This is a genomic window from Undibacterium sp. FW305-107 (assembly GCF_058788535.1).
Map to the genome: position 1 here is coordinate 209,866 of NZ_JBYTAV010000011.1, position 26,005 is coordinate 235,870.

Below are 26,005 nucleotides of genomic sequence, written 5' to 3' on the forward strand. Positions count from 1 at the left end.
GACTCAGCAATACCAGCGCCAGGCTGCCAGCATCTGACTGGCGTCTGCGCTGCCAGCCAGCAATTCATCCAGATCCCGAGTGACTTGCGCACGCGCAGCGGCTGTCAATTCATAAGTGTCATCAAAAGCCTGTTCATCCAGCTCATGCATGCTATTCGCAACGCAGGCGATGGCGGCAAAGGCTGTCAGCAAGTCTGGTGCAAATAACTGGAAGTCAGGCTTGCCACCAGCCAGGGCAAAATAGACTTGCCCCGATATCGTGTCGAGCATGAAGGGATTACTGCCTTCCGTCGCTACCACCAGCCAGTGATCTTGCCACTCGGGCAAACGCTGGCCGGTATTGCCATGCCAGCGATAGCAAGCCTGTCTGGACCAGAGGTTTTTAAGCACAGGTATATCAACAGGATTACCGCCCGCACTCAGTGATAAGCCAGTAGGTCCGACTTTTTCATGGACTATTTCACCCCAGGGGCCTATCTGTTCATAGAAGCTGGTAAGAACCGCAGGCAGGGCTATTTCACCCTGCCAGTCACTTGCTGCCTGCGGGCGCAATTCTCCCCAGGGTGACAGCAAGTCACGCAAGACAGCAATAGTGATCGTGCTTATTTTGTTACCCCATCATCCTTGAACATGGTTTTCAAACCACGCAGAGCCTGGCGTATGCGCGACTCATTTTCAATTAAGGCAAAGCGCACGTATTCATCGCCATATTCACCAAAGCCTATACCGGGTGAAACGCAGAGTTTGGCTTTTTCCAGCATCTGCTTGGCAAATTCCAGTGAACCGAGATGACGATAATGTTCGGGGATATGCGCCCAGATATACATCGAAGCCTTGGGTTTTTCCACCATCCAGCCCAGTTCATGCAAGCCTTTGACGAGCACATCACGACGACGCTGGTACTGGTCACGGATCTCGTTGACACAGCTCTGGTCACCTTCCAGTGCCGCAATCGCAGCCACCTGCACAGGTGTAAAGCTGCCATAGTCATGGTAACTCTTGATACGTGCCAGCGCTGCTACCAGTTCCTTGTTACCAACCATGAAACCTATGCGCCAGCCCGCCATGTTATAACTCTTGGACATCGTGAAAAACTCGACCGCAACGTCACGTGCACCGGGCACCTGCATGATGGATGGTGCTTTCCAGCCGTCATAAGTGATATCGGCATAGGCCAGGTCATGTACCACCAGAATATTATGTTCCTTGGCCAGCTTGACGACGCGCTCGAAAAATTCCAGCTCCACACATTGCGCGGTGGGGTTGGATGGAAAACCAAAGATCATCATCTTCGGCTTGGGATAAGTCTCGCGTATCGCTCTTTCGAGCTCGGCAAAAAAATCCACGCCAGGGCTCATGCGGATGGAGCGTATATCGGCACCGGCAATCACTGCGCCATAGATGTGGATGGGATAGCTGGGGTTGGGCACCAGCACGGTGTCACCCTTGTCCAGCGTTGCCAGCATCAGATGCGCCAGGCCTTCTTTCGAGCCTATGGTGACGATGGCTTCGCTATCAGGATTGATTTCGACTTCGTAACGGCTCTTGTACCAGTGCGCAATCGCGCGGCGCAAACGGGGGATGCCCTTGGAGGCAGAATAACCGTGGGTGTCAGGACGCTGGGCAACTTCGACCAGTTTCTCAACAATGTGCGCAGGGGTTGCGCCATCAGGATTACCCATGGACATATCGATGATGTCTTCGCCACGACGGCGCGCAGCCATCTTTAGCTCGGCAGTGATATTGAATACGTAAGGGGGCAGGCGGTTGATACGAGCGAAGGAGAACTTTGTTGCAGGCGCAGCTACAGGTGTGCCTTCAACAGCAGAACCCCGGCCCGGCGGAGTAGTTGTATTTGTCATGATCTGAATTGTACGTAGCCCTTGTAGTCCATACAGACTGCAAGAACGGGCGCCCGGAACCGTCCGAACGACGTTGAAGCGATTTGCCTCGCGTTTGATTGTAGCGAGCAATCTGGATTTCAGCAAGATGCGTTATGCTTGCCAAAACAAATTTGTCGCTATTCAATCAATTTTAAAAAGTGGAGCAGTACATGAACTTATTCCAGGAAGGCATACTGCAGGCAGTTCCTGCCCATGCCGTTTATCTCAGTTTGAATATCAAAACCGGTACTGATGTAGCAACGGTCAAGAAAGTAGTACGCGCTCTTGCAGACAAGACAGATGGTCAGAGTCTGGTCATCGGTTTAGGTGCCAGCCTCTTGCAGTTACTGGGCAGCGAGATCGCAGGCATGAAAGAATTCCATGGCATAGAAGGTAGCCGCATGCGCCTGCCTGCAACACCGGCAGCATTGTGGTGCTGGTTGCGCCAGCATGAACGTGGCGACCTGGTGCGCCAATTGCATCAACTCCTGCCTGTGCTGGCACCGGCATTTGAAGTACAGCAGCAGGTTGATGCTTTCAAATACAAGGAAGGCCGTGACCTCAGCGGTTATGAAGATGGCACCGAAAATCCGCATGATGAGGCTGCCATCGCTGCGGCTTTTATTGCCGGTGACATGCCTGGCCTGACAGGTTCGAGCTTTGTCGCCATCCAGCAATGGGCGCACAAATTTGATCGCTTTGATGCCATGTCTACCGTAGACCAGGACAATGCCGTGGGCCGTCGTCGCAGCGATAATGAAGAACTCGAAGATGCGCCAGAATCAGCCCACGTCAAGCGTACAGCGCAAGAAGATTTCACTCCTGAAGCCTTCATGCTCAGGCGTTCCATGCCATGGTCTGCACTGGACAAGGCAGGTCTGTACTTCGTCGCCTTTGCCAATTCCTTCTACCCGTTTGAAGTGCAATTGAAACGCATGTCAGGTGCTGAAGATGGCATTGTGGATGCCTTGTTCCAGTTCACTCAACCACAGACCGGCAGTTATTTCTGGTGTCCGCCCATGCAGGATGGCAAGCTTGATCTGCGTTTATTGAATCTGGTCTGATTCCGGCGCTTCCTCGGGCGGTTTCAAGAGCGCCAGAAAGCCTTCCAGCGGCAAGGGTTTTGAGAAGTAATAACCCTGGAAGGCATAGCAATTATGCGCAATCAAAAATGCGCGCTGCGCGCTGGTTTCCACTCCTTCGGCAATCACATTCAAGCCCAGGTTAACCCCGAGGGAAATAATGGCGCGGACAATGGTCGCATCATTTTCATCGTGACTTAAGTCGCGCACAAAAGACTGGTCTATCTTTAACTGGTTCAGTGGCAGGCGCTGCAAGTAAGCCAGTGAAGAATAGCCAGTACCAAAATCATCCATGGAAAAAGCGATACCCAGCTTTTTCAGTTCATGCATTTTCTCAGTCGTGGCATCGACATTATCGAGCACCGTACTTTCGGTCAATTCTATCTTCAGGCGGGTCGCATCGATTTTGTGTCTGTGGATGATTTCACTGAGGGTTTCAACAAAATCGACTTGCTGGAATTGCTTGGCGCTGACGTTGACTGCCAGCGTCAGGTGACGGGTTTCTTTGCTGCTTTCCCATTGTTTGATCTGGGCGCAGGCAGTTTCCAATACCCATAAACCTATGGGGATAATCAGGCCGGTTTCTTCTGCCAGCGGGATGAAGTCTGCTGGTGAAATGAAACCACGGTCAGGGTGTATCCAGCGTAGCAGGGCTTCAGCACCGATGAGCTTGCCTTCGGAATTGACCTGCACCTGGTAATACAACTGGAATTGATTATTCGCCAGTGCCACCCGTAAATTCGATTCCAGCAACATGCGCACTACGAGAATGGCCTGCATCGCTGGGTCAAAAAAGCGCACGGCATTGCGGCCCGCCGTTTTGGCTTCATACATGGCGGTGTCGGCGCGCTTGAACAAGTCCTTGACCGTGATATCACCACCCTGGAACAGACAGACACCTATGCTGCTAGAGCCATGATGTTCAAAGTCAGTAATCATATAAGGCTGGCTCAGCAACTGGCGTATTTTCTCTGCGATGCGGTCTGCCTGGCGCAGGGCATCTTCTTTTTCTATGCTCAGTTCTTCGAGCACCACGACAAATTCGTCGCCACCAAGGCGCGCCACGGTGTCACTGTCGCGCACGCAGGTTTGCAGGCGGCTGGCGGTTTCTATCAACAGCAAGTCACCGGCATCATGACCTCGTGTGTCGTTGAGAGTCTTGAAATTATCGAGGTCAATAAACAGGATGGCGCTATGGGTTTCATTGCGGTTGCTGATGGAAATCAGATGCTGCAACCTGTCCATCAGCAAACGGCGATTTGGTAGCTGCGTCAGTGAATCGTAGAAAGCCAGATTGCGTATCTCGGCTTCATAACCTTTGTGACGGCTGATATCGGTGAAAGAACCTATGTAATTGCTGACTTCGCCATGGTTGTCGGTGATGGCGGTCAGGGTAATCATCTGTGGATAAATCTCACCATTCTTGCGACGGCTCCACAGCTCACCATGCCAGAAACGGTGTTCTGTCAGCGAGATGTTGATATGTTCAAAAAAATCCCTGTCCTGCTGTTTGGTTTTGTGCAGAGGCGGGCGCTTGCCTATCAAGTCTTCTGCGGCATAACCGGTGATGCGGGTGAAAGCCTGGTTCAGCCTCAGCATGACCCAGTCGGCGTCAGTCACGAAGATGCCTTCCTGTGATTCAAAGGTACAGGCAGCGATGCGCAAATCCTGTTCTGCCTGTTTGCGCTCGGTGATGTCGGTAATAAAACAATGCCACAACATGGAACCACCTGGCTCGGGCTCAGGCAAGCCATCCAGATACAACCAGCGCACCGTGCCATCCTTGCGATGCATGCGGAATTCACTTTGCCACGGCGACAGATTGCGCATCGCTGCACGTATCAGTTCAGTACCGTTTTCTATATCGCGCGGGTCTATGCGGGCAAACAAATGCAGGGCATCATCCTTGACTTCATCATGCGTGACTTCAAACATCTGCACGATGGCGTCACTGGCAAAAGGGATAGAAGCGCTGTGGTCGGGCCGTATGCGGTATTGCATGACCAGGCCGGGCAGGCGCGAAGCGACTTTGTTGATGCGCTGGTAAGCTTCCTGTATCTGCCTGGTGGCATCTATACTTTCCGACTGCAGGGCTGTGATGATCAGGGTGATCAGCACCATGGTCGTCATATAGGCCCAGAGTATCAGCAGGTTCGCCTGGCCACCGTCATAAAACGGCCCCATGCTGTGGGATGTGGCCCAGGCCGAGAACAAGGATGTTGTCAGCACCGCGCAGGATGCGCCGGTAATGCCAAAGCGCATGGCTGCCCAGATCATGATGCCGACCATGATGAAGGTCAGGTGCAGGTGACTGTAAGGTGAAGCAAAAATCAGCCAGTTGGCGAGTGCAAACAATACGAGGAAACCAAGGATCTCCTTGCGTCGCCTCGCCAGGTTAGACATAGTCTTCAACGAGAAAGACAGCAGCAAGGGAGCAGCCAGCAAGGCGCCTACAGTATCACCTGCCCACCAGGTCAGCCAGACTGCTGCCAGGTCAGTATTCAAGCCATGCAACCATAGCGTCAGCGTGCCGCCAGTCGCCGAGATGCACATGCCCAGCATGACAGCCAGACCAAAGCCGATAACATCGCGCCGTCTGGAAAAATCACGCCTGAAACCCTGTTTGCGCAATAGCCATTTACTCAGTAAAGGCCCCAGTGTATTGCCGATCGCCAGACTGCCAGCGACGAGTACGCTGAAACCCGCCGACATTTCCAGTAACCAGGCCGCAAGAAATACGGCCATACCCGCCAGTTTGCCATAGCGCAGCATACCGGTGATGGCGATACCGGTTGGCAACCAGATCAGGCTGACGCTGGGATTGACATAGGGGATGGACAGGCCTATGCGTCCCGCACCAAAGTAAGCCAGCATAATTAACAGAAAATGCCCCGCACGCATTTCCCTCAGGAAACTTCTGGAGTGGGCAAATTGCTCGGGCTTGTACATGGCTGCTGACTTGTATGAACTTGAGCAATTATGCGGCAAAGGCTGGGAAGTATTGGTTAACTTTTGATAAGTCAGTTTTTTCTTGGGGGGCAGGCTGACAAAAGAACCATTAACATCTAGTCTGCATTTTTAATTCGGAGGGTTGCAATCTTGGTTTCATGCTAAGTGAAACAATACAATTTTTTGTCGAAAAGCAAGCCAAATGTGAATGCACGAACTGAATCGCGTCATTCACATCTCTATCTCGCGTATCGAAAAAAATAGCCGGGTCAGATACCAACAAAAGCTGGTAGCGCCTCGAAAGTTGATGCAGTTGCGTCAGGCGTGACCCCTAATTGTTCTGCAGGCACAGCCATGCGATTAATCCAGATTGTTGGAAAACCATAGGTTTTTGCCCCTGCCGCGTCCCAACTACCAAACGCCACAAAAGCAATCTCGTCTCGAGCCAGGCCGAATGCGTCCGTTGCCATCTGATAGGAGCGTGGGTCCGGTTTATATACTTTGACTCTGTCAGTCGATAGTAAATGATCAAATACGCCCTCAAGACCAGAGTTCTTGATTCCAGCTTCCAGCATAGGCACCGAGAAGTTGGTCAGCGGGGCGAGACCCAGACCCTGTTTTTTCAAATTCTTCAGCACTGGCACCACGTCGGGCCAAGATTTCATGTTCAGGAATCCGCTGAGTAGTTGTGCACATTTTTCATTGCTGAGTTCGAGCTTTTCTGCGGCTGCGGCAAAAACCAATGCGTCTTCAGTCACCTTCAGGAAATCTACATAACTGCTGGTCATTGTGCGCAACCAGGTATATTCAAATTGTCGCGAACGCCATACGGACACCAGTTGCGCGCCCCGGCCTGGGAAAAGAGTTTCCGCGAGCGAAAAGATAGGACGCGGATCGAATAGAGCGAGACCGTCGAATGCCACTGCCTTGATGCGTCGGCTACTCGCCCATGCTGGGGTGACATTGCTTGCCGCACCGGCGATCGTCACACCTACAAATGTACGTCGGTTCATCATTACCTCCCTTAAACGACACAGTGTAGATTATTCATGTTTGCTATACTATTTACTGAATTTTTGATTCACTATTCAGATTTTTAGAATTATGGACAGACTTGATGAACTTGCGTTATTGATCGCGATTCTGGACGAAGGGACTATGGCAGCTGCTGCGCGTCATACAGGACGATCGCCTGCCGCAGTGACCTATATTCTGAATGAGATGGAAAAACGCCTTGGCGTGCGCCTGATTGAACGTACTACGCGCAGCTTAACGGCTACTGAAGCTGGCCGCCGGTTCGCTGACAATGGTCGTCGTTTGCTTGTTGATTACAACGAATCACTCCACGATGTGATGAGTGATGCTGTCAGACCAACAGGCTTGTTGCGCATATCTGCTCCAATGATGTTTGGACGCCGTCATATCGCGCCTATTGTTACACGCTATCTTGCCATGTATCCGCTAGTAGACATCGAATTGGAGTTGTCGAATAAGCAAATTGATATGGTAGATCGTAAGATTGATATCGCCTTGCGTATCGGTACACTGAATGACTCAAGCTTAACCGCACGCCGCGTTGGAGAGGTTCGTCGTGTTGTCGTTGCCAGCCCTGACTACCTGAAACATCATGGATTACCGACCACCCCGGCAGCGCTTTCCGGACATGCACTCATCATGTTATCAATTAACGGGGACGTGCAAGCCTGGAATCTGAAAGAAACGAAAGCCAATATGCATAGCCGTTTCATTGTCAACCAGGCGGAGACGATGATTGATGCAGCCATTGCAGGTATCGGGCTGGCGAGACCCCTTTCTTATCAAGTCATCGATGAAATTAAAACAGGTAAACTCGTTCGCGTTCTCCAGGAGTTCGAATCTAATTCCCATCCAGTGAACCTGGTATATACCAGTCGCAAGCATATGCCCAAGCGAACACGGGCTTTCCTTGACCTCGCAACTGAAGCACTTGACAAGCTGGATTGTTTGAAAATGTAACTGATCTTACGCTGTTTCCATGACATGTTGTCACTCTAGATACATGAAGAGTGAAAGTGAGAAATTGAATCCACATCTTCAAATCCATACATCAGCACTCTTGCAGTGCTGCTCCCTAAAAGTACAAATCCTTCCGAATTTTTACATCTTGTTTACGCCCCCCGTTTAAGTCTTTACGAATTTTTTACATGCTTCTGACTATGCTTCACTGTGTAAAAACGAAGGAGTAAAGCATGGAATATCTGATGGAATTTTTATATCTCGCAGGCATGGGAATTTTCTTCCTGCTGGTCTGGGCTCTGGTGCTGGCCTGCGACACTCTGGGAGCAAAGGCATGAATCCCTTCTACATCCTGGGCACGGTGGTGGCTGCCGCCTTGTTCGTTTATCTGATCGCAGCCTTGTTGAATGCCGAGGAGCTGTGATGACTACGCAAGCAATTGTTTTATTGGTATTGTTCCTGGCCGCGCTGCTGCTCCTGGCTTATCCCTTGGGCGGCTACATCGCCAGGATAGCGGATGACAAGGCAAGCGTTCCTGGCATGGGCTGGCTGCGCTGGCTGGAAAAAGGCCTGTACCGTGTCGCTGGCGTAAAGCTTGAAGCGGGCATGGGCTGGAAGCAATATGCCATCGCCCTGCTGATTTTTAATACTCTGGGCGCGCTGCTTGCATATGCAGTGCAGCGCCTGCAAGTCTGGTTACCTTTGAATCCGCAAAACATGGCGAATGTCAGCATGGATTCTTCCTTCAATACCGCCGTCAGCTTTGTCGCCAATACCAACTGGCAAGGCTATGCCGGTGAAGCCACCATGAGTTACCTGACCCAGATGCTGGTGCTGGCCGGGCAAAACTTTTTTTCCGCAGCGACGGGTATAGCAGTCGTGTTTGCGCTGATACGCGGTTTCAGCCGTCATTCAGCTACATCCATAGGCAATTTCTGGACTGATATTACTCGCTCTACCCTGTATCTCCTGTTGCCGCTATCTGTCATTTTCGCCGTCTTCCTCATGGGGCAGGGCGTGATCCAGAATTTCTCTGGCTATAAAGAGGTGCAACTGATCGACCCTGTCACCTACAGTCAGCCCAAGCTCGGCCCTGACGCGCAGCCTTTAAAAGATGACAAAGGCGCACCCATCATGGAAACCCTGACGGCGACTACCCAAACCCTGCCCATGGGCCCGGTTGCTTCGCAAGAAGCGATCAAGATGCTGGGCACGAATGGTGGCGGCTTCTTCAATGCCAACTCGGCACATCCTTATGAAAACCCCAGCTACCTGAGCAATTTCATGCAGATGATCGCCATCTTCCTGATACCTGCTGCGCTGTGCTTCGCTTTTGGTCACATGGTCGGTGATATGCGCCAGGGCTGGGCGGTATTGACGGCAATGACGGTCTTGTTCGTGGCAATGACGCTGACTGTCATGTTGTCTGAACAGCAGACTCATCCCGTGCTGGCCAGCATGAATATCGACCAGGCCACTTCAGCCCTGCAAGCCGGTGGCAATATGGAGGGCAAGGAAACCCGCTTCGGCATCAGCGCATCGAGCCTGTTTGTTGCTGTGACTACCGCGGCGTCCTGCGGCGCGGTGAATGCCATGCATGATTCCCTCATGCCTATTGGTGGCCTGGTACCTATCGTGCTCATGCAGTTTGGTGAAGTGGTGTTTGGCGGCGTAGGCAGTGGCCTGTATGGCATGTTGATCTTCGCGATACTGGCCGTGTTTATTGCTGGCCTGATGATAGGCCGCACACCGGAATACCTGGGCAAGAAAATCCAGGCATTTGAAATGAAAATGACGTCCATCGCCATCCTGGTGACACCGGTATTGGTGCTGGCTGGCACAGCCATCGCGGTCATGTCGGAAGCAGGCAAGGCCGGCATTTTGAATCCCGGTGCCCATGGCTTTTCTGAAGTGCTGTATGCCTTTACTTCAGCCGCCAACAACAATGGCAGCGCCTTTGCCGGCCTGAGTGCGAATACGCCCTTCTACAACATCATGCTGGCGATTGCCATGTGGTTTGGCCGCTTTGCCATGATCGTGCCTGTGCTGGCGATTGCCGGTTCACTGGCAGGCAAGAAACGCCTGGAAGCCAATGCCGGCACCATGCCCACCCATGGCCCCATGTTCATTGCCTTGCTGGTTGGTACGGTGGTGCTCATCAGTGTGCTCAATTATGTGCCTGCCCTGGCCTTGGGACCAGTGGTTGAACATCTGCAACTGATCGCGAAATAACGCACGAATTAATTTAAGCAGTCTGAGTGACAGCCGCATCTGGAATGCGCTTTCATTCAGACCCGCCAGTAGTTTAAGGGGATTAACATGTCTAGTACCAGTGTACAAAAGTCGATAGACAGCAAAGTCAATACAGCCGCCAAACCTGGCGCTGGACAAGCTGGCGACTCCATATCCGGCAGCAAGCCACGCCTGTCGCTATTTGACAGCAGTCTGATCATGCCTGCCGTCATTGATTCATTCAAAAAACTCAGCCCACGCACGCAATTGCGCAGCCCGGTGATGTTTGTCGTGTATGTAGGCAGCATCATCACCAGCATGTTGTTCGTGCAATCCCTGATGGGACAGGGAGAAGCCAGTCCTGGTTTTATCCTGGCGATTTCCATCTGGTTATGGTTCACTGTCCTGTTTGCCAATTTTGCCGAAGCACTGGCAGAGGGCCGCAGCAAAGCCCAGGCTGCTTCCCTGCGCGCATTGAAGCAAACTGTCATGGCCAAGAAACTGGCCATACCAAAACACGGCACCACCTGGCTGCCAGCCCAGGCCAATGACTTGCGCAAGGGTGATGTAGTGCTGGTCGAAGCCAATGACGTCATCCCTATCGACGGTGAAGTCATAGAAGGTGTGGCGACAGTCGATGAAAGCGCCATCACCGGTGAATCTGCACCCGTGATACGTGAATCGGGCGGTGACTTTTCTGCCGTCACTGGTGGCACCCGCGTCTTGTCTGACTGGCTGGTGATGCGCGTGACATCCAACCCTGGTGAAGCCTTCATCGACCGCATGATCGCCATGGTAGAAGGTGCCAAACGCCAGAAGACCCCGAATGAAGTTGCCCTGACCATTTTGCTGGTGGCCCTGACCATCATCTTCCTGGTGGTGACTGTGACCTTGCTGCCATTCTCGTTGTTCAGTGTCGATGCTGCCAAGGCAGCGGGTTTTGCTTCTGCCCCTATCTCCATCACGGTGTTGATCGCCTTGCTGGTCTGCCTTATCCCCACCACTATAGGTGGCTTGCTGTCTGCCATTGGTGTGGCTGGTATGAGCCGCATGATGCAGGCCAATGTCATCGCCACGTCTGGTCGCGCGGTTGAGGCTGCTGGTGACGTTGATGTCTTGATGCTGGATAAAACCGGGACCATCACCCTGGGTAATCGTCAGGCATCTGATTTTTTCCCTGCACCTGGCGTGAGCCTGCCACAACTGGCTGACTCTGCCCAACTGGCTTCTCTCGCAGATGAAACACCAGAAGGCCGCAGCATCGTCATCTTTGCCAAGCAAAAATATAATCTGCGTGAACGTGAGATGGCCAGCCTGAATGCGACTTTCGTGCAATTCACTGCACAAACCCGTATGAGTGGTGTCGATATCGGCAATCGTCAGATACGCAAGGGCGCTGCAGATTCCGTCAAGAAGTTCGTTGAATCCCTCGGTCGTCCCTTCCCTGCTGAACTCAGTAAGACCGTGGATGACATCTCACGCCGTGGCAGCACGCCATTGGTCGTCGTCGATGATGGCAAGGTCATGGGCGCGATAGAACTCAAGGATATCGTCAAGGGCGGCATCAAGGAAAGGTTTGCCGAGTTGCGCCGCATGGGTATCAAGACCATCATGATCACTGGTGATAACCGCCTGACAGCCGCCGCCATCGCGGCTGAGGCTGGTGTCGATGACTTTCTGGCAGAAGCCACGCCAGAAGACAAACTCAAGCTGATACGCAGCCACCAGGCCGAAGGCCGCCTGGTTGCCATGACAGGTGATGGCACCAATGATGCACCGGCATTGGCGCAGGCTGACGTGGCGGTGGCCATGGCATCCGGCACGCAGGCAGCAAAAGAGGCAGGTAATATGGTGGACCTGGATTCCAACCCTACCAAGTTGCTGGAAATCGTCGAGATAGGCAAACAGATGCTGATGACACGCGGTTCGCTGACGACATTCTCGATTGCGAATGATATCGCCAAGTATTTTGCGATTATCCCGGCTGCCTTTGTCGCCACTTATCCACAGCTCAAGGCGCTGGACATCATGCATTTGACCAGCCCTTCGTCGGCCATCATGTCTGCGGTGATCTTCAATGCCCTGATCATCGTTTTCCTGATCCCGCTGGCCTTGAAGGGCGTCAAATACCGCGCCATCGGAGCATCGCTGCTATTGCGCCGCAATTTGCTGATCTATGGCCTGGGTGGCATCGTCCTGCCTTTTGTTGGCATCAAGCTCATTGATGTCATCCTGGCTGTGTTGCATCTGGCCTGAATTTATATCGCTCAATAAGGAAACATCATGAGTACTATTACAAACAATGATACTGGCAGTGCTATCTTCCGCCCTGCTATCGTCCTGCTCGCCGGGCTGACACTGGTGGTTGGCGTCGTCTACCCCTATGCGATGACAGGAGTTGGCAAAGTGCTTTTTAACGATCAGGCCGAAGGCAGCCTGGTTGTGCAGGATAGTAAGACCGTAGGTTCTTCCCTGATAGGCCAGTCTTTTTCATCGCCCAAATATTTCTGGGGCAGGCCATCTGCGACTGGCCCCATGCCAAATAATGCTGGCGCATCCGGTGGTTCCAACTTTGGTCCTAGCAATGTGGCGCAAATAGATGCCATCAAAGGCCGGGTCGAGGCATTGAAGGCGGCCGACCCTGGCAATACGGCAAAAATCCCTGTCGACCTGGTGACGGCGTCGGCCAGTGGGCTTGATCCTGAAATCAGCCTGGCGGCTGCCAATTACCAGCTGGCCAGGGTGGCGCGCGAACGCAAGCTGCAAGAGTCACAAGTCAAGGCTATCATAGACCAACTGGCGCAACATCCCGCCCTGGGTTTGCTGGGTGAGGCCAGGGTCAACGTGTTGGCTTTGAATCTGGCACTGGATAAGCTGACTAAGCTGACCAAGTAATTCAAAATAATAAGTACAATAAAACGATATGGCTACCAATAGCGAACAACGCCCTGACCCTGACGTCTTGCTTGCCCACGTGCAGGAGCAAGAGCGCAGGGCCACGCGTGGCAAGCTGCGTATCTATTTCGGTGCATCCGCTGGTGTAGGCAAGACCTACGCCATGCTGACTGCTGCCCGCAAGCTGGTGGCCGAGGGCCAGCAGGTATTGGTCGGTGTCATAGAAACCCATGGCCGTGATGAAACCGCAGCCCTGGTCGATGGTTTGGAAGTCTTGCCACCCAAGGCCATTCCCTATCGCGATAAGATACTCAGTGAATTTGACATAGACACTGCGCTGGAGCGCCACCCGCCATTGATACTAATGGATGAACTGGCGCATTCCAATGCTGCCGGTTCACGCCACCCCAAACGCTGGCAAGATGTCGATGAATTGCTGAGCGCCGGTATTGATGTGTATACCACCGTCAATGTCCAGCATCTGGAAAGCCTGAATGATGTGGTCGGTGGCATCACCGGCATACGGGTCAATGAAACCCTGCCCGACAAGGTGTTTGATGAGGCCGATGAAGTCGTGCTGGTGGATATCCCGGCTGACGAGTTATTAGCCAGGCTCAAGTCTGGCCGCGTCTATAAGCTGCAACAGGCAGAACGCGCCGCCAAGAATTTTTTCCGCAAAGGTAATCTGATCGCCTTGCGTGAGCTGGCCCTGCGCCGCACTGCCGACAGGGTGGAAGATGATGTACAGGCCTATCGCATAGAAAAGTCCATAGGCACGATCTGGAAGACTGATGCCGCCCTGCTGGCCTGCATAGGTCCGCATGGTGATGCCGACCACCTGGTACGCAGCGCCGCCCGCCTTGCCAGCCAGATGAATGCAGAATGGCATGCCGTGTATGTAGAAACACCGCAACTACAAAGGCTGCCATCGGCGCAGCGTGAGCGCATTTTAAAAACCCTGAAGCTGGCGCAAGACCTGGGTGCAGTAACGGCGGTGCTGACCGGCAAGGATATTGCGCTGGCTATCGTTGACTATGCTCATAGTCACAATTTTTCTCGTGTAGTGCTGGGGCGCAGCAGCAAGTGGAATAGCAAATGGCGGCTGGGCTGGCAGCAAGTCAAGCTGTTGAATAACATCGCCGACTATGCTCCCGACCTGGATTTGATCGAGGTAGGCGAAGCCAGGATAGCCAGGTCCGAGACCGCGCAAGACAGACAGGCATTGCCGCTGAATATCCCTGAACCTGCCACGCCACGCGTGCCAGCACGGCACTGGCGCTATGTGTATGCTGCCCTGGCCAGTGTAGCAGCGGGACTGGTTGCCACCCCCTTGTTCGAGATATTCAATCTCGTCAACATCGCCATGCTGTTTTTATTGACCGTGGTCCTGGTGGCGGTTAAATTTGGCCGCGGCCCTTCGGTGCTGGCGACAGTGGTTGGTATTGCTGTTTTCGATTTCTTTTTTGTGCAGCCGCGCTTTTCTTTTGCTGTCAGTGATTTTCAATACCTGATGACTTTCGCTGTCATGCTGGTGGTCGGCTTGATCACCGGCCATCTGACGGCAGATTTACGTTATCAGGCCAGGGTAGCCAGCCACAGGGAAAACCGCGCGCGTGCCCTGTATGAATTTGCCCGAGACCTGTCCGGTGTCTTGCTGGCTGAGCAGATTTCAGAAACCACGCAAGTCATCGTGCAGCGAGCATTTCGTGCACAAGCTACTTTGCTCTTGCCGGATGATGCAGGGCGCTTGCAGGCACCGGATAATATGGTCGCAGGCCTGGACCTTGGTATCGCGCAATGGGCATTCGACAAGGTAGAGGCAGCAGGCATAGGCACAGACACCCTGCCCGCCAGTAATTTCTTTTACCTGCCGCTGGTGGCACCCATGCGTACCCGTGGCTTGCTGGCGATACAGCCAGAGAGCAAGCGCTGGATCATGATCCCTGAGCAAAGGCAGCAACTCGATACCTTTGCCGCCCTGGCGGCAATAGCGCTGGAACGTGTGCACTATATCGAAGTCGCGCAAGATGCCCTGATCCACATGGAATCCGAACGCCTGCGCAATTCACTGTTGGCTGCGCTGTCACATGACTTGCGCACACCGCTGACTTCGCTGGTGGGTATTTCGGAATCCCTGGCCATGTCCAAACCTGCGCTGGCAGATGCGCAACTGCACATGGCACAAGCCCTGCGTAACGAGACCCTGCGCCTGTCTGCCCTGGTGACCAACCTGCTCGACATGGCGAGAATAGAAAGCGGTGAAGTCAAACTGAATTTGCAGTGGCAGACTTTTGAAGAAGTGGTCGGCACTTCCCTGCGTATCTGTAGTGCGCAATTGCAGACACATCAAGTAGAAACCAGGCTGGAAGCCGCTTTGCCCCTCATCAATTTTGATGCCGTGCTGATAGAGCGGGTATTGTGCAACCTGCTGGAAAATGCCTGTAAATATACGCCAGAAAATTCTCGCATAACCATTTCAGCCGAGCTCAATGGCAGCATGCTGGAAGCCAAGGTCTATGACAATGGGCCGGGTTTGCCAGCCGGGCGTGAAGAAGCCGTATTTGAAAAATTTACCCGGGGTGAGCGTGAATCTGCCCTGCCCGGCGTTGGTCTGGGACTGGCAATTTGCCGCGCTATTATCACGGCCCACAAGGGCAGCATGCATGCAGCGCAGTCGCCCAATGGCGGGGCCTGCTTCATCTTTACCCTGCCTTTAGGCACGCCACCGGCGATGCCTGATCTTGAAGAATAAGCACACGATGACTACTGCTAGCCAAACAACACCAGTCGCCTTGCTGGTTGAAGATGAACCACAGATACGCCGCTTCGTGCGCAATGCGCTCGAAGAAGAACAATGGCAAGTCCATGAATCGGTGAATCTGCAGCGCGGCCTCGTCGATGCTGGCACGCGCCAGCCTGACCTCATCATCCTTGACCTGGGTTTGCCAGATGGTGACGGCATCGATTTCATTATGGATGTGCGCAAATGGTCTAACGTACCCATCATCGTCTTGTCCGCCCGCGTCAGTGAACAGGACAAGATCAAGGCACTGGATGCCGGGGCCGATGATTATCTCAGCAAGCCTTTCGGTGTCGGCGAATTGCTGGCACGCGTACGCGCAACTTTCCGGCGTCAGCGTCAGCCTGGTATCAATCTGGACGGCATAGTCCAGTTTGGTGATGTCAAGGTCGATATGAAAGCCCGCCTGGTCACCAAGGCCGGGGCGATGGTGAAGCTGACGCCGACAGAATTCCGTCTGCTGATGGTGTTGGTCACCAATGTAGGCCGGGTCGTCACCAACCCGCAATTACTGCGCGAAGTCTGGGGCCCCAGCCATTCTGAAAGCGGCCATTACCTGCGCATCTACATGGGGCATTTGCGACAGAAACTCGAAGATGATCCGGCACAGCCGCGATACCTCTTGACGGAGACAGCGATAGGTTATCGCTTACTCTTACCTAGCTAAAACCATGCAAATATTGAATAACCGGCAGCTTCCTGGCTCGCCGGTGGGACTTTTGCATCCTTAATTTTTGCAAATACTTTTTTAGAGGACTCAAATGAAAAAATTCGTCATTACAGCAGCCATCAGCACGGTCTTTTTTGCCGCATACGCCAGCGCAGAAGATGCCAAACCCGAGCATGAAGTCAGCTTCAATGCGGCAGTCACTTCTGACTACCGTTATCGCGGCATTTCGCAAACACGTTTGCAGGCTGCATTGCAGGGCGGTGCCGACTATACCCATAACCCCAGCGGCTTTTATGCCGGCACATGGGCATCCACCATCAAATGGACCAAGGATGCTGGTGGTGGTGGCGATATGGAAATTGATCTGTACGCAGGCAAGCGTGGTGAAGTCAGCAAGGACATCAGCTATGACGTTGGTATACTTAGCTATGTCTATCCATCAAATGGTCTGGCTGTGAGTGCCAATACGACAGAAATTTATGGCCAGCTTTCCTACGGCCCGGCCTATGCCAAGTATTCACATTCTGTCACCAACCTGTTCGGTCTTGCTGACAGTAAAAACAGTGGCTATCTGGACCTGGGTGCAAATGTGGAAATGGCCTCTGGCCTGACGCTGAACCTGCATGCTGGTCGTCAGCAAGTCAGGAACAATGGTGCTTACAGTTATACAGACTGGAAGCTCGGTCTGAGCAAAGACTTTGGCATCGTTACAGGCGCAGTGGCCGTTATCGGCACCAATGCCGGTGAAGTCGCTTATGCATCGCCAGCCAATGGCAAGTTCCTGGGCAAGACGGCGCTGGTAGTTACTGTCAGCAAGACCTTCTGAATGGCTTGATTTTCGTACCTGACGCAGTGCCTATTCTTTCGCTTCATTGAGCAATTGCGTCAAGGTCCCATGCAAGTTCTCTGCCTGTATGGGCTTGTGCATCAATATCAGTTTGGCCGCTTTTGCATCACCTGACAATTGCGGCGAGGCATCACCAGTAATCAGTATTGCAGGAATATGATGATTGAATTCTTCGCGCAGGTTGGCGATAACGTTGATGCCGTTTTCATTGAGTTTCAGACGGTAATCACAGATCAGCAAATCAGGAATCTTGATTTCTTCGCTGCATAGTGCCAGTGCATCAGTACCAGTGGTCGCGGTGATGACGCGTGCATCCCATCGCTCCAGCAAGGCTCGCATGGCCGTCAGTATGCTTTCATCATCATCAATCACGACAATCAGGGCTTGCAGCAGAGAGGCGCTGTTGCTGGCCTTGCTGCGGCCATGCTTGTCTGTCACTTCCTGGCTGGCAGCGAGTGGCAGACTGATGGCAAATGTTGAGCCCTGGCCTGGTTGCGATTGCAATTTGATGGGGATATGCAAGAGACGCACCAGTCTTTGTACGATGGCGAGGCCCAATCCCATGCCTGCGGTGCTGCTTCTGGATTCTGACGCTGACTCTACCTGGAAGAACTCTTCAAAGATGGTTTCCTGGTCATGTTTAGAAATGCCTATGCCGGTATCTTCAACGGCGATTTGCAACTGCTGATCAAATTCCATGCATCTGACTACTACCTGGCCATCCGGGGTATACCGCAGCGCATTGGCAATCAGGTTGCGCAGTATCTGCTCGACCAGGTCAGCATCGCTGTTGACGATGGCCATGCTGTGATGGATTTCAAATTGCAGGCCCTTGGCCATTGCCTGGGGAGTGAATTCAACGTCGAGTTTACCGAGCACTTCGGCGATAGCAAATTCTTGTAATTGTGGTTCGACGATTTGCGCATCCAGACGTGACAGGTCCAGCAGATTAGCAAACATGTCATCCATGGTACGTGCGCAGTTTCGGAGATTGTTCACGACGGGGCGCACGGCGGCTGGCAGCTCAAAATTAAACAAGGCGCCGAGATAAAGATTCAGCGCATGCATGGGTTGGCGCAAATCATGGCTGGCAACGGCCAGGAAGCGTGTCAGTTCGCTTTGCTGTGCTTCTTGCCGCTTGTTCACTTTCAGCAAGGTCTGGTTGATTTTTTCGAGTTCTTCTTTTTGTGCCTGTATTTCTGCAGTCCTGAGCCTGATTTCAGTTTCCAGTGCCCGCTTCTGGCGTTTCAGGGCGCGCACATGCCAGGTATAGGCTGCAGTAATTATAACCAGTGCCAGCAGGGCCAGCGTCAGCCAGGACCAGATATCTAGCTCGTGAGGCGACACAAGACCAGCAGCAGGCGCGCCCGCACTGGCCACTTGCCAGGGGCAAACCAGCATGGCAAAGACTGTTAGCAGGTGATTGCGGAAATTAAACATCTTGAGGACATGCGGGGCAAATAAGATGAAATAAGTCCCCAGTATACAGTCTTGAGCAAAATTCCTGCCTTCAATGCAAAAAAGCCCCACATTGTTATTCAATGCGGGGCTATCTTGGGTAATGAACGGCTTTTAATACAGCCAGAGCTTGTCTGCATCCAGTTGCAGATAATACTCACCAGGGCTCAGCTTGAATGGCGAATACGCCCGCAAGCCACCTTCGGCATGACCGAACAGGCATTCCCAGCGGTCACCGAGATACATGCAGGTCGTCAATGGCAATTTGATGGCGTTTTCGGTCTGGCTATCAGTGATCTTGACTTTTTCCAGACGGATGATGGCGGTTGCTTCTTCACCGACATTTTTGCCGCGCACTGTGGCTTTCAATGATGCACCATTGACACTGATGGTGGCAGTGTCGCCATTGCGCTGGACTACCTTGCCTTTGAGTTTGTTATTGCTACCCATGAATTCGGCAGTGAACAGGGTATCTGGCGTTTCATACATGCTTTGCGGCGTGCCTTGCTGTTCTATGACGCCATTGTTCAATAACAGGATGCGGTCAGATATCGCCATCGCCTCGCCCTGGTCATGCGTCACCATCAGGGCTGACAGGTTCAGCCTGACGATCAGTTCACGCAGGAAGGCGCGCGCTTCTTCACGCAGCTTGGCATCCAGATTCGACAAAGGCTCATCCAGCAAAATTACAGGAGGGTTATACACCAGTGCACGGGCAATCGCCACACGCTGTTGCTGGCCGCCTGACAATTGATGCGGGAAGCGTTCACCCAGATGGCCCAGGCCCAGCTGGCCCAATACATCCTTGACCTTGTCATTGATTTCGCTGCTGCCCAGCTTGCGCAGCTTCAGACCGTAGGCGACATTGTCGAATACTGTCTTGTGTGGCCACAGTGCATAGGACTGGAATACCAGGCCCAGGTTGCGTTGTTCTGCCGGTACTTCCAGACCCTTGCTGCCATCAAAAATGGCGCGCTCACCAAGGGTGATAGTGCCAGTCTTGGGCGATTCCAGTCCGGCGACTGCACGCAACAAGGTGGTCTTGCCGCTACCAGAAGGGCCAAGCAGGGCGACTACCTCGCCACGCTGCAAGTTCATCGACACGCCTTTGAGAATGGGGTTGGCAGTAGCGCCGGAACCATATTCCAGGGTTAAATCTTGTACGCTTAATTCAGACATAGTGTGCTCTCGTATTTTTTTGTATTGCTATGCAATGAAATTTTTATGGAATGTCATCAGTGACTAATTCAGTGACTTAGCTTGACGCCAAAGCGCAGGGCCAGTCCCAAACCTATGGCAACCAGAGTGATATTGATGAAGGACAAAGCCGCCACCAGATCAACAGAACCACCCGCCCACAGCGAAACAATCAATGCACCGATGACTTCCGTACCCGGCGACAGCAGGTACACACCAGTTGAATATTCACGTTCAAAAATCAGGAAGACCATCAGCCAGGCGCCCAGCAAACCAAACTTGACCAGCGGCAGCGTCACATCACGTGTGACCTGGCCACGGCTGGCACCAACTGCACGCGCCGCTTCTTCCAGCTCAGGCCCAACTTGCAGCAAGGCGGTGGAAATCAGACGCAAACCATAAGCCATCCACACCACGGAATAAGCAATCCAGACCGAGAAGATGGTGGAACGCAAGGCGCGCAATTGCGGGATGACATTTTCTATCAGCCAGATACAGAAGGTATTGTCAAAACCCTTCAGGCCACCTTCCAGCCAGCTGGGTACGAACAGGAATACCCACAGGAAAGACAGACCAGCCAGCAAACCGGGGACTGCGCGTGGTACCAGCACGCTGTAATCCAGCAGGCGGGTGATACCGTCAGGTTTGCGGTGCATGGCCAGGGCAATACCGGCATAGCAAATCACTGCCAGCGCACCACCGATGATGCCTATCAGCACGGTATTGAATATGCCGCGCATCAAAGAAGGTTGTTCAAGGATGTCCTTGAAATGCTGCAGGGTAATCACATCCGCCAGTTTGACGCCTTCGCCCCAATACGAGACAAAAGCGCGCAGGACGATGCCGGACAATGGCAGCACGATAGTGAAAATCAGCCAGGCAGCCAGTACAGCAAAAGCCAGCCATTTCCATTTGCCGAGTGGCAGCGGTTTCTGGCGTGAACCCTTGCCCTTGATAGAAACATATTTATTCGCTGACTTCAACAACCAGCGCTGCACCATCACCAGCGGCATGGTCACCGCGACCAGGCAGACAGCTGCTGCTGCCATCAGGTGGTAAGACGGTGTGCCCAGCTTGTTGGTCAGCTTGTAAAGATAGGTCGCCAGTACCAGATGGCCTTCAGGGTCACCCAGTACCAGCACCAGGCCGAACACTTCAAATCCCAGGAAGAACACCAGCACCGCAGCAAAAGCCAGCGCTGGCATGATCATGGGCAGAGATACATGCATGGCAACCTGGAAAGGCGAGGCACCGGCGACCCGTGCTGCTTCTTCCACGTCCGAGCCCAGGCTCTTTAAGGCCGCAGATGAATACAGGTAAACGTGTGGCACGTGAGTCAGGCCGGCGATCAGGACGATGCTGAAGAAGGAGTAAATATTCCATGGCTCAACCCCCGTCATTTGCTTGACCCACAGGGTATAGAAACCTACTGGCCCCATGGACACCACATATCCAAAGCCCATCACCATGGGTGAGACAAAGATAGGTACCAGCAACATCGGTTCTATCCAGCCACGGCCCGGCAAGTCGGTACGTATCATCAGGAAGGCCAGCAAACCGCCGAGTGGAACGGCGATGCCAGCCAGACCAGAAGCGAGGATCAGGCCATTCCAGAATGCCTGGCGGAAATCAGGATCATCAAAGATGAAGCGATAGGAATCCAGTCCCAGTTCTTTTACCGGTGAAAAGAAGGGAGCATTTAAAAAGCTCTGGAACAGGATCAGTGACAGCGGCGTAAAAATTGCCAGCAGCGTCAGGGTCACAACCAGGCCACGCGGCCAGTTGAATTGCGACCACCGGCTGCGCGGAGGTAGACTCAGGGTACTCATGCTTAGCCCAATATCAAGGGTTGAGATTCAATCAGAATGCGATTCGCCATACAGGCATTGCGGGGAAAATATCCCGCAGGAAGAGCCGGTTGGCACCGTGCAGCTTGAAATTTGCACGGTGCCCTCAGACTTATTTTTTGCCCGCAGTTTCTTTCCATTGCTTCAGGAAAGCGAGGCGTTTGTTTTGATCAAGATATTGCAACAACATCGGGTTGACTGGCAAAGGTTTGAGGCCGATGCCGATGAGTTTTGCCAGGTCGGAATACGTGGTTTCACCCTTGACGTCGGCACGTATGGCATACAGCTTGGCTTCATTCGCGATCATGGTCTGGCCACGTTTCGAGAGGGTGTAATCCAGCCACAACTTGGCCGCATTTGGATGCTTGGCTGCCTTGCTGATGAACATCACACGTGACAATACCAGGGTGTAATCCTTGGGGATTTGCACACCTATGGATGGATCCTTGGCAGCACGTACCAGGGCATAAGAGCCGAGGATGTTATAGCCCAGCAGGTTTTCGCCAGAAGACAGGCGTTCCAGCATGGTGCCGGTAGATGATTGCACGCGCACGCTGGCATTGCCGAAGGCCTTGGCCAGTTCCCAGAACTCCTTGTTTTCACGGCTGTCCTGGGTAATGAACATGAAACCTACGCCAGATTTTTCGATGTCGTAAGTAGTGACCTTGTTTTTGAATTTATCCAGCTTGCTGTTGATGATCTTGGCAAATTCAGCATGGGTTTTTGGTACTTCGTCAGCACTGACCAGACGTTTGTTGTAAACGAAAACCGCTGGTTCAAAAGTCGTGCCGTAAGCAGAGTTATTCCAGATTGCCCATTGCGGTATGCCGCTGATTTCTGGCGATGCATATTGCAGGCCATAGCCATCGGAGACCAGTTTGGTTTGCAAATCCATGGCAGATGACCACATCAGGTCGGCGCTATTACCACCCGCCGCCATTTCCGAGATATAGCGGTTATATACTTCGGTGGAATTCATATCATTGTATTCAACCTGCACATCAGGATACATGCTGCGAAAATCCTTGATCAGCGATTCTACGGCCTTGGTATCGGTCGCACTGTAGATGACCAGCTTGCCTTCTTTTTTTGCGCCGTCGACGATCTTGCTGTAATCAGCCGGATAACCGGCTGGTGCCTGCGCCTGGGCATTGAGCATCATCATGCTGCCTACGGCAAGTGCGGCCATGCTTTTGATGAAATAATTTTTTGTTTGCATTTGTCTTCTCCTGTTATTGTTTATTCGGGTAATACGAGCTTGCGTTGACTGACATTTACTGATTGGGCTGATTGGGCTTATTGGGTTTCTGACTGGTGACTAAGGACAACTACTGGCAGGCGCTAACGCACCATGCCGAATTCTTTTGCTTGCAGACGGTAATTGTTGACGGCTTTTTGTATGTACTCAGTCAGCTCCTTGCCTGTCATGGCGAAGGGGAACAGGCCGTGGATTTTTCTCTGCTCATCAAAGGCAGGAGTACTCATGGCTTGCTGGAAATAGCTGACCCATTTCTGATAATCCTTGTCGCTGACCTGCGGCCCCATGTAGACGCCACGGATGATGGGCCAGGTCACATCAAAACCCTGCTCCCGCGCGGTAGGTACATTCGCCAGCGGGCCGGGCAGGCGCGCATCGGATAAAACGGCCAGCACGCGTATCTTGTCATCACGGGCATGCAGGCTGGCTTCAGAGGCATCTCCAGAGACGGCCTGTACATGGTCGGCCAGCAGGGCCGTGAAAGATTCGCCACCCCCTTCAAAGGCCACCAGGCGCATGGTTTTGGAATCTATGCCTGCCTGCTTGCCTATCTGTGCCATCTTCAGCCAGTCCTGGCTACCAACTGTGCCACCGGCACCAATGGCGATATTGGCGGGCTTGCTCTTGATGGCATCCATCAATTCGCGCAGGTTTTTATAAGGGGAATCCTTGCGTACGGCGATCATGCCGTAGTCGGTACCGATAGCGGCTACCCAACGCACATTGCTGGCATCGGATTTACCGAATTTGCCTTCTGCCAGATTCAGCAGTGAACCGCCGGAATAGGCAACCAGGGTATTGGCCTCGGCTTTTCTCTGGGAAATGATGGTGGTCCAGGCGATAGCGCCTACACCGCCAGGCAGGTAATTGATTTGCATGGGCTGGCTGGCGCCTGTCTGTTGAACCTGCTGTGCCAGCTTGCAGGTCAGGTCCATACCGCCACCGGGTTTGGCCGGGACTATGCACATGGCCGCTTCATGTTTTTCTGCTGACGGCTCCGGCTTGACGGCACCCGCCTGCATGCAGGCCAGCAGGCTGCTCAGCAGGAGTGTCAGATGTGTAGGCCGGATGTGCATGATAAGACCATAGGCTAAGGGTTACATGGATCATACCGAAATGAAACTTTCAGTAGGCTTTCACAAAATGTGAGTCTATTGAACTGCAACTGTAGCTTACCGCAATATCACGCCATTTTTACCAACGATGGTCAGCTCTACAAAGTGCGAGCCATCATGGTCCTTGGGGCCATAACTGACTTCCACCCCGCCCAGGTCAACATTGCGCATGCTCTCCAGTGCCAGCAGCAATTTTTTTGAGTCTGGGTTATTACCGGCACGGCGCAAGGCTTCAGCCATTAATTTGGCGGCAACATAGCCTTCCAGTACAGCATAGGACAAAGGCGGCGGATTTTTGGCCGATTTCAGCACTTTTTGCAACTCTTTGACGACAGGTATGCCTATATCCCGTGGATAAGGCATGACTTGCATGACACCGATGCCGCGCCCTTCCGCCCCCAGGGATTTGAAGAAATCATCGGAATTGACATTCGAGAGCATCAAAAATTGCGGTCTTTGTCCCAATTTTTGCATTTGCCGGATGAAGTCGGCGCAGGCTGCCGGTGTACATGCCATCAATACCGCTTGCGGGGACGTTGCCGCGATACTGGCAACGGCTGCATCGACTTTCATTTCTTTTCTATCGTATTTGGCGATGACAACTGCGCGCATATTGCGCTTTTCCAGATTGCTGACAAAGCCGTTCAGGCCATCTTTGCCAAAGCTGTCATCCTGATGCAGGATCGCGACCTTGCTGATACTCAGGTCAGCCAGCGAGACTACCATCTTGGCCGCTTCATCCTGATAGCTGGCGCGCAGATTGAATACCTGAGGTTGCAGAGGCTGATGCAGGCTTTGAGCGCCAGAAAAGGGGGCAATCAAAGGTATTGCATATTTGTCCAGCAAGGGCAAGATGGCTTCTATAGTGGGAGTGCTGCGGTAACCAAACAGGGCAATCGCATGGTCTTCATTGATGAGTTTCAGGGTATTTTCTTTGGTCAGCGCCGGATCGCGTTTGTCGTCATAGCTGATGAATTCTATGCTCTTGCCATGGATGCCGCCCTGGCGGTTCAGTGCATCAAAATACAACTGGGCACCTTCGCGGTTTTCTTTGCCGGTGGCCTGGCCGGATAATTCTACGGACTGGCCTATGACGATTTTACCCTCTGCACTGGCGATGGCAGGGCAGATGAAACAGGCGAGCAGGAAGAAACTGAGGCGTAATGGCTTCATGATGGTAGTCTCCGGGATTTTTTTTGTAAGGGAGCATAGAGCCGGGGAGCTTTCAGTTTGCTTGCAGTCAGGGGCCTTTGGGAGATTTTTGGGAAGTTAGCCGTACAGTGAACGTACGCGAGCTTTGGTTTGATTCTTGATTCGAACTGCAATCTCAATTACGTCATTCCACCGGGCTGGCGCTCCAGCATGCTCTTGGCTGGAATCCAGCGGCGTTTGTTGAATTGCCGTACTTTGATCAAAGCAATTACCCTTCGTGGATACAAGCCGGGTCTCGGCCCGGCAGCCGAAATACTTTCTTTGTGTCGCCAAAGTAAGTATTCAAAGAAAGGCGACCCAGGCGTCGTCGCCCCTGCGGGGTTCCCGATTGTGCGGTACAAAAAATGGGGAAATCCGAAACTCGCCTGCGGCCTTGCTTTAGGAACATGCGCTTGCAAGCGCATGCCGTTACGCAGGCGGACAGCATACTGTCCGAAATCCCTGCTATACCTCAAACAGCGGCTCTTCTATTTCCATTTTCTGTACCGCACAATCGGCGCCGACACATGGGAACTGCGAAGTTCAAAAGCAACCCCAAAGTCAAATACAACGTCAATGCGTCATC

Annotated in this window: 19 protein-coding genes; 9 read left to right on the forward strand and 10 right to left on the reverse strand. The window is 52.9% G+C overall.

Annotation, left to right across the window (positions count from 1 at the left end):
- Window positions 1–3 precede the first annotated feature (3 nt).
- Window positions 4–582 (reverse strand): hypothetical protein, encoded by a 579-nt coding sequence (locus AC3WQT_RS23670; protein WP_492707667.1) that lies wholly within the window; start codon window positions 580–582, stop codon window positions 4–6.
- A gap of 20 nt (window positions 583–602) precedes the next feature.
- Window positions 603–1,862 (reverse strand): alanine transaminase, encoded by a 1,260-nt coding sequence (gene alaC, locus AC3WQT_RS23675; RefSeq protein ID WP_492707669.1) that lies wholly within the window; start codon window positions 1,860–1,862, stop codon window positions 603–605.
- Window positions 1,863–2,053: 191 nt separating this feature from the next.
- Here alaC and AC3WQT_RS23680 point away from each other — a divergent pair, with 191 nt between their 5' ends.
- Window positions 2,054–2,947, forward strand: coding sequence for a Dyp-type peroxidase (locus AC3WQT_RS23680; RefSeq protein WP_492707670.1), 894 nt, complete (start codon window positions 2,054–2,056; stop codon window positions 2,945–2,947).
- Here AC3WQT_RS23680 and AC3WQT_RS23685 read toward each other — a convergent pair.
- Together AC3WQT_RS23685 and AC3WQT_RS23690 are read right to left on the reverse strand one after the other, a co-directional pair.
- Entirely contained in the window at window positions 2,930–5,914 is a 2,985-nt protein-coding gene (locus AC3WQT_RS23685; protein WP_492707672.1) for a bifunctional diguanylate cyclase/phosphodiesterase, read from the reverse strand. The two genes, AC3WQT_RS23680 and AC3WQT_RS23685, sit on opposite strands and share 18 nt — an antisense overlap.
- Before the next feature lie 269 nt (window positions 5,915–6,183).
- A complete protein-coding gene (locus AC3WQT_RS23690) occupies window positions 6,184–6,930 on the reverse strand; it encodes a haloacid dehalogenase type II (protein ID WP_492707674.1) in 747 nt (248 codons plus the stop codon).
- Between the two features lie 88 nt (window positions 6,931–7,018).
- Here AC3WQT_RS23690 and AC3WQT_RS23695 point away from each other — a divergent pair, with 88 nt between their 5' ends.
- The 8 genes from AC3WQT_RS23695 (at window position 7,019) to AC3WQT_RS23730 (ending at window position 17,332) form a co-directional block, all read left to right on the forward strand.
- Complete coding sequence (locus AC3WQT_RS23695) at window positions 7,019–7,909, forward strand: LysR family transcriptional regulator (protein ID WP_492707676.1); 891 nt, start codon at window positions 7,019–7,021, stop codon at window positions 7,907–7,909.
- A gap of 334 nt (window positions 7,910–8,243) precedes the next feature.
- Entirely contained in the window at window positions 8,244–8,333 is a 90-nt protein-coding gene (kdpF, locus tag AC3WQT_RS23700) for a K(+)-transporting ATPase subunit F (protein ID WP_110254457.1), read from the forward strand.
- Window positions 8,333–10,141: a potassium-transporting ATPase subunit KdpA gene (kdpA, locus tag AC3WQT_RS23705; protein ID WP_492707677.1), complete on the forward strand. Its 1,809-nt coding sequence runs from the start codon at window positions 8,333–8,335 to the stop codon at window positions 10,139–10,141. Before kdpF ends, kdpA begins: the two co-directional genes overlap by 1 nt.
- 219 nt (window positions 10,142–10,360) lie before the next feature.
- Window positions 10,361–12,397 carry a potassium-transporting ATPase subunit KdpB gene (gene kdpB / locus AC3WQT_RS23710; protein WP_422951779.1) on the forward strand — a complete coding sequence of 679 codons (2,037 nt, stop codon included), beginning with the start codon at window positions 10,361–10,363 and terminating at the stop codon, window positions 12,395–12,397.
- Between the two features lie 27 nt (window positions 12,398–12,424).
- Complete coding sequence (kdpC, locus tag AC3WQT_RS23715) at window positions 12,425–13,036, forward strand: potassium-transporting ATPase subunit KdpC (RefSeq protein ID WP_492707679.1); 612 nt, start codon at window positions 12,425–12,427, stop codon at window positions 13,034–13,036.
- Window positions 13,037–13,064: 28 nt separating this feature from the next.
- Complete coding sequence (kdpD, locus tag AC3WQT_RS23720) at window positions 13,065–15,788, forward strand: two-component system sensor histidine kinase KdpD (RefSeq protein WP_492707680.1); 2,724 nt, start codon at window positions 13,065–13,067, stop codon at window positions 15,786–15,788.
- A gap of 7 nt (window positions 15,789–15,795) precedes the next feature.
- Window positions 15,796–16,503, forward strand: a complete 708-nt coding sequence (kdpE, locus tag AC3WQT_RS23725; RefSeq protein ID WP_492707682.1) for a two-component system response regulator KdpE — start codon at window positions 15,796–15,798, stop codon at window positions 16,501–16,503.
- A 94-nt stretch (window positions 16,504–16,597) separates the two neighbouring features.
- Window positions 16,598–17,332 carry a TorF family putative porin gene (locus AC3WQT_RS23730; RefSeq protein ID WP_492707683.1) on the forward strand — a complete coding sequence of 245 codons (735 nt, stop codon included), beginning with the start codon at window positions 16,598–16,600 and terminating at the stop codon, window positions 17,330–17,332.
- Window positions 17,333–17,362: 30 nt separating this feature from the next.
- On the opposite strand, the gene AC3WQT_RS23735 is transcribed toward AC3WQT_RS23730, so the two are convergent.
- The 6 genes from AC3WQT_RS23735 to AC3WQT_RS23760 all read right to left on the reverse strand — a co-directional run bounded on the left by AC3WQT_RS23735 (window position 17,363) and on the right by AC3WQT_RS23760 (window position 25,401).
- Window positions 17,363–18,793 carry an ATP-binding response regulator gene (locus AC3WQT_RS23735; protein WP_492707685.1) on the reverse strand — a complete coding sequence of 477 codons (1,431 nt, stop codon included), beginning with the start codon at window positions 18,791–18,793 and terminating at the stop codon, window positions 17,363–17,365.
- 132 nt (window positions 18,794–18,925) lie between these two features.
- Entirely contained in the window at window positions 18,926–19,990 is a 1,065-nt protein-coding gene (locus AC3WQT_RS23740; protein WP_492707687.1) for an ABC transporter ATP-binding protein, read from the reverse strand.
- A 68-nt stretch (window positions 19,991–20,058) separates the two neighbouring features.
- The gene (locus AC3WQT_RS23745; protein ID WP_492707689.1) at window positions 20,059–21,837 is read right to left on the reverse strand and encodes an ABC transporter permease; all 1,779 of its coding nucleotides are present in this window, start codon (window positions 21,835–21,837) and stop codon (window positions 20,059–20,061) included.
- Window positions 21,838–21,967: 130 nt separating this feature from the next.
- Window positions 21,968–23,044 carry an ABC transporter substrate-binding protein gene (locus AC3WQT_RS23750; protein ID WP_492707723.1) on the reverse strand — a complete coding sequence of 359 codons (1,077 nt, stop codon included), beginning with the start codon at window positions 23,042–23,044 and terminating at the stop codon, window positions 21,968–21,970.
- Window positions 23,045–23,196: 152 nt separating this feature from the next.
- Window positions 23,197–24,189: a Bug family tripartite tricarboxylate transporter substrate binding protein gene (locus AC3WQT_RS23755; RefSeq protein ID WP_492707691.1), complete on the reverse strand. Its 993-nt coding sequence runs from the start codon at window positions 24,187–24,189 to the stop codon at window positions 23,197–23,199.
- Window positions 24,190–24,285: 96 nt separating this feature from the next.
- Window positions 24,286–25,401 carry an ABC transporter substrate-binding protein gene (locus AC3WQT_RS23760; RefSeq protein WP_492707693.1) on the reverse strand — a complete coding sequence of 372 codons (1,116 nt, stop codon included), beginning with the start codon at window positions 25,399–25,401 and terminating at the stop codon, window positions 24,286–24,288.
- Window positions 25,402–26,005 lie beyond the last annotated feature (604 nt).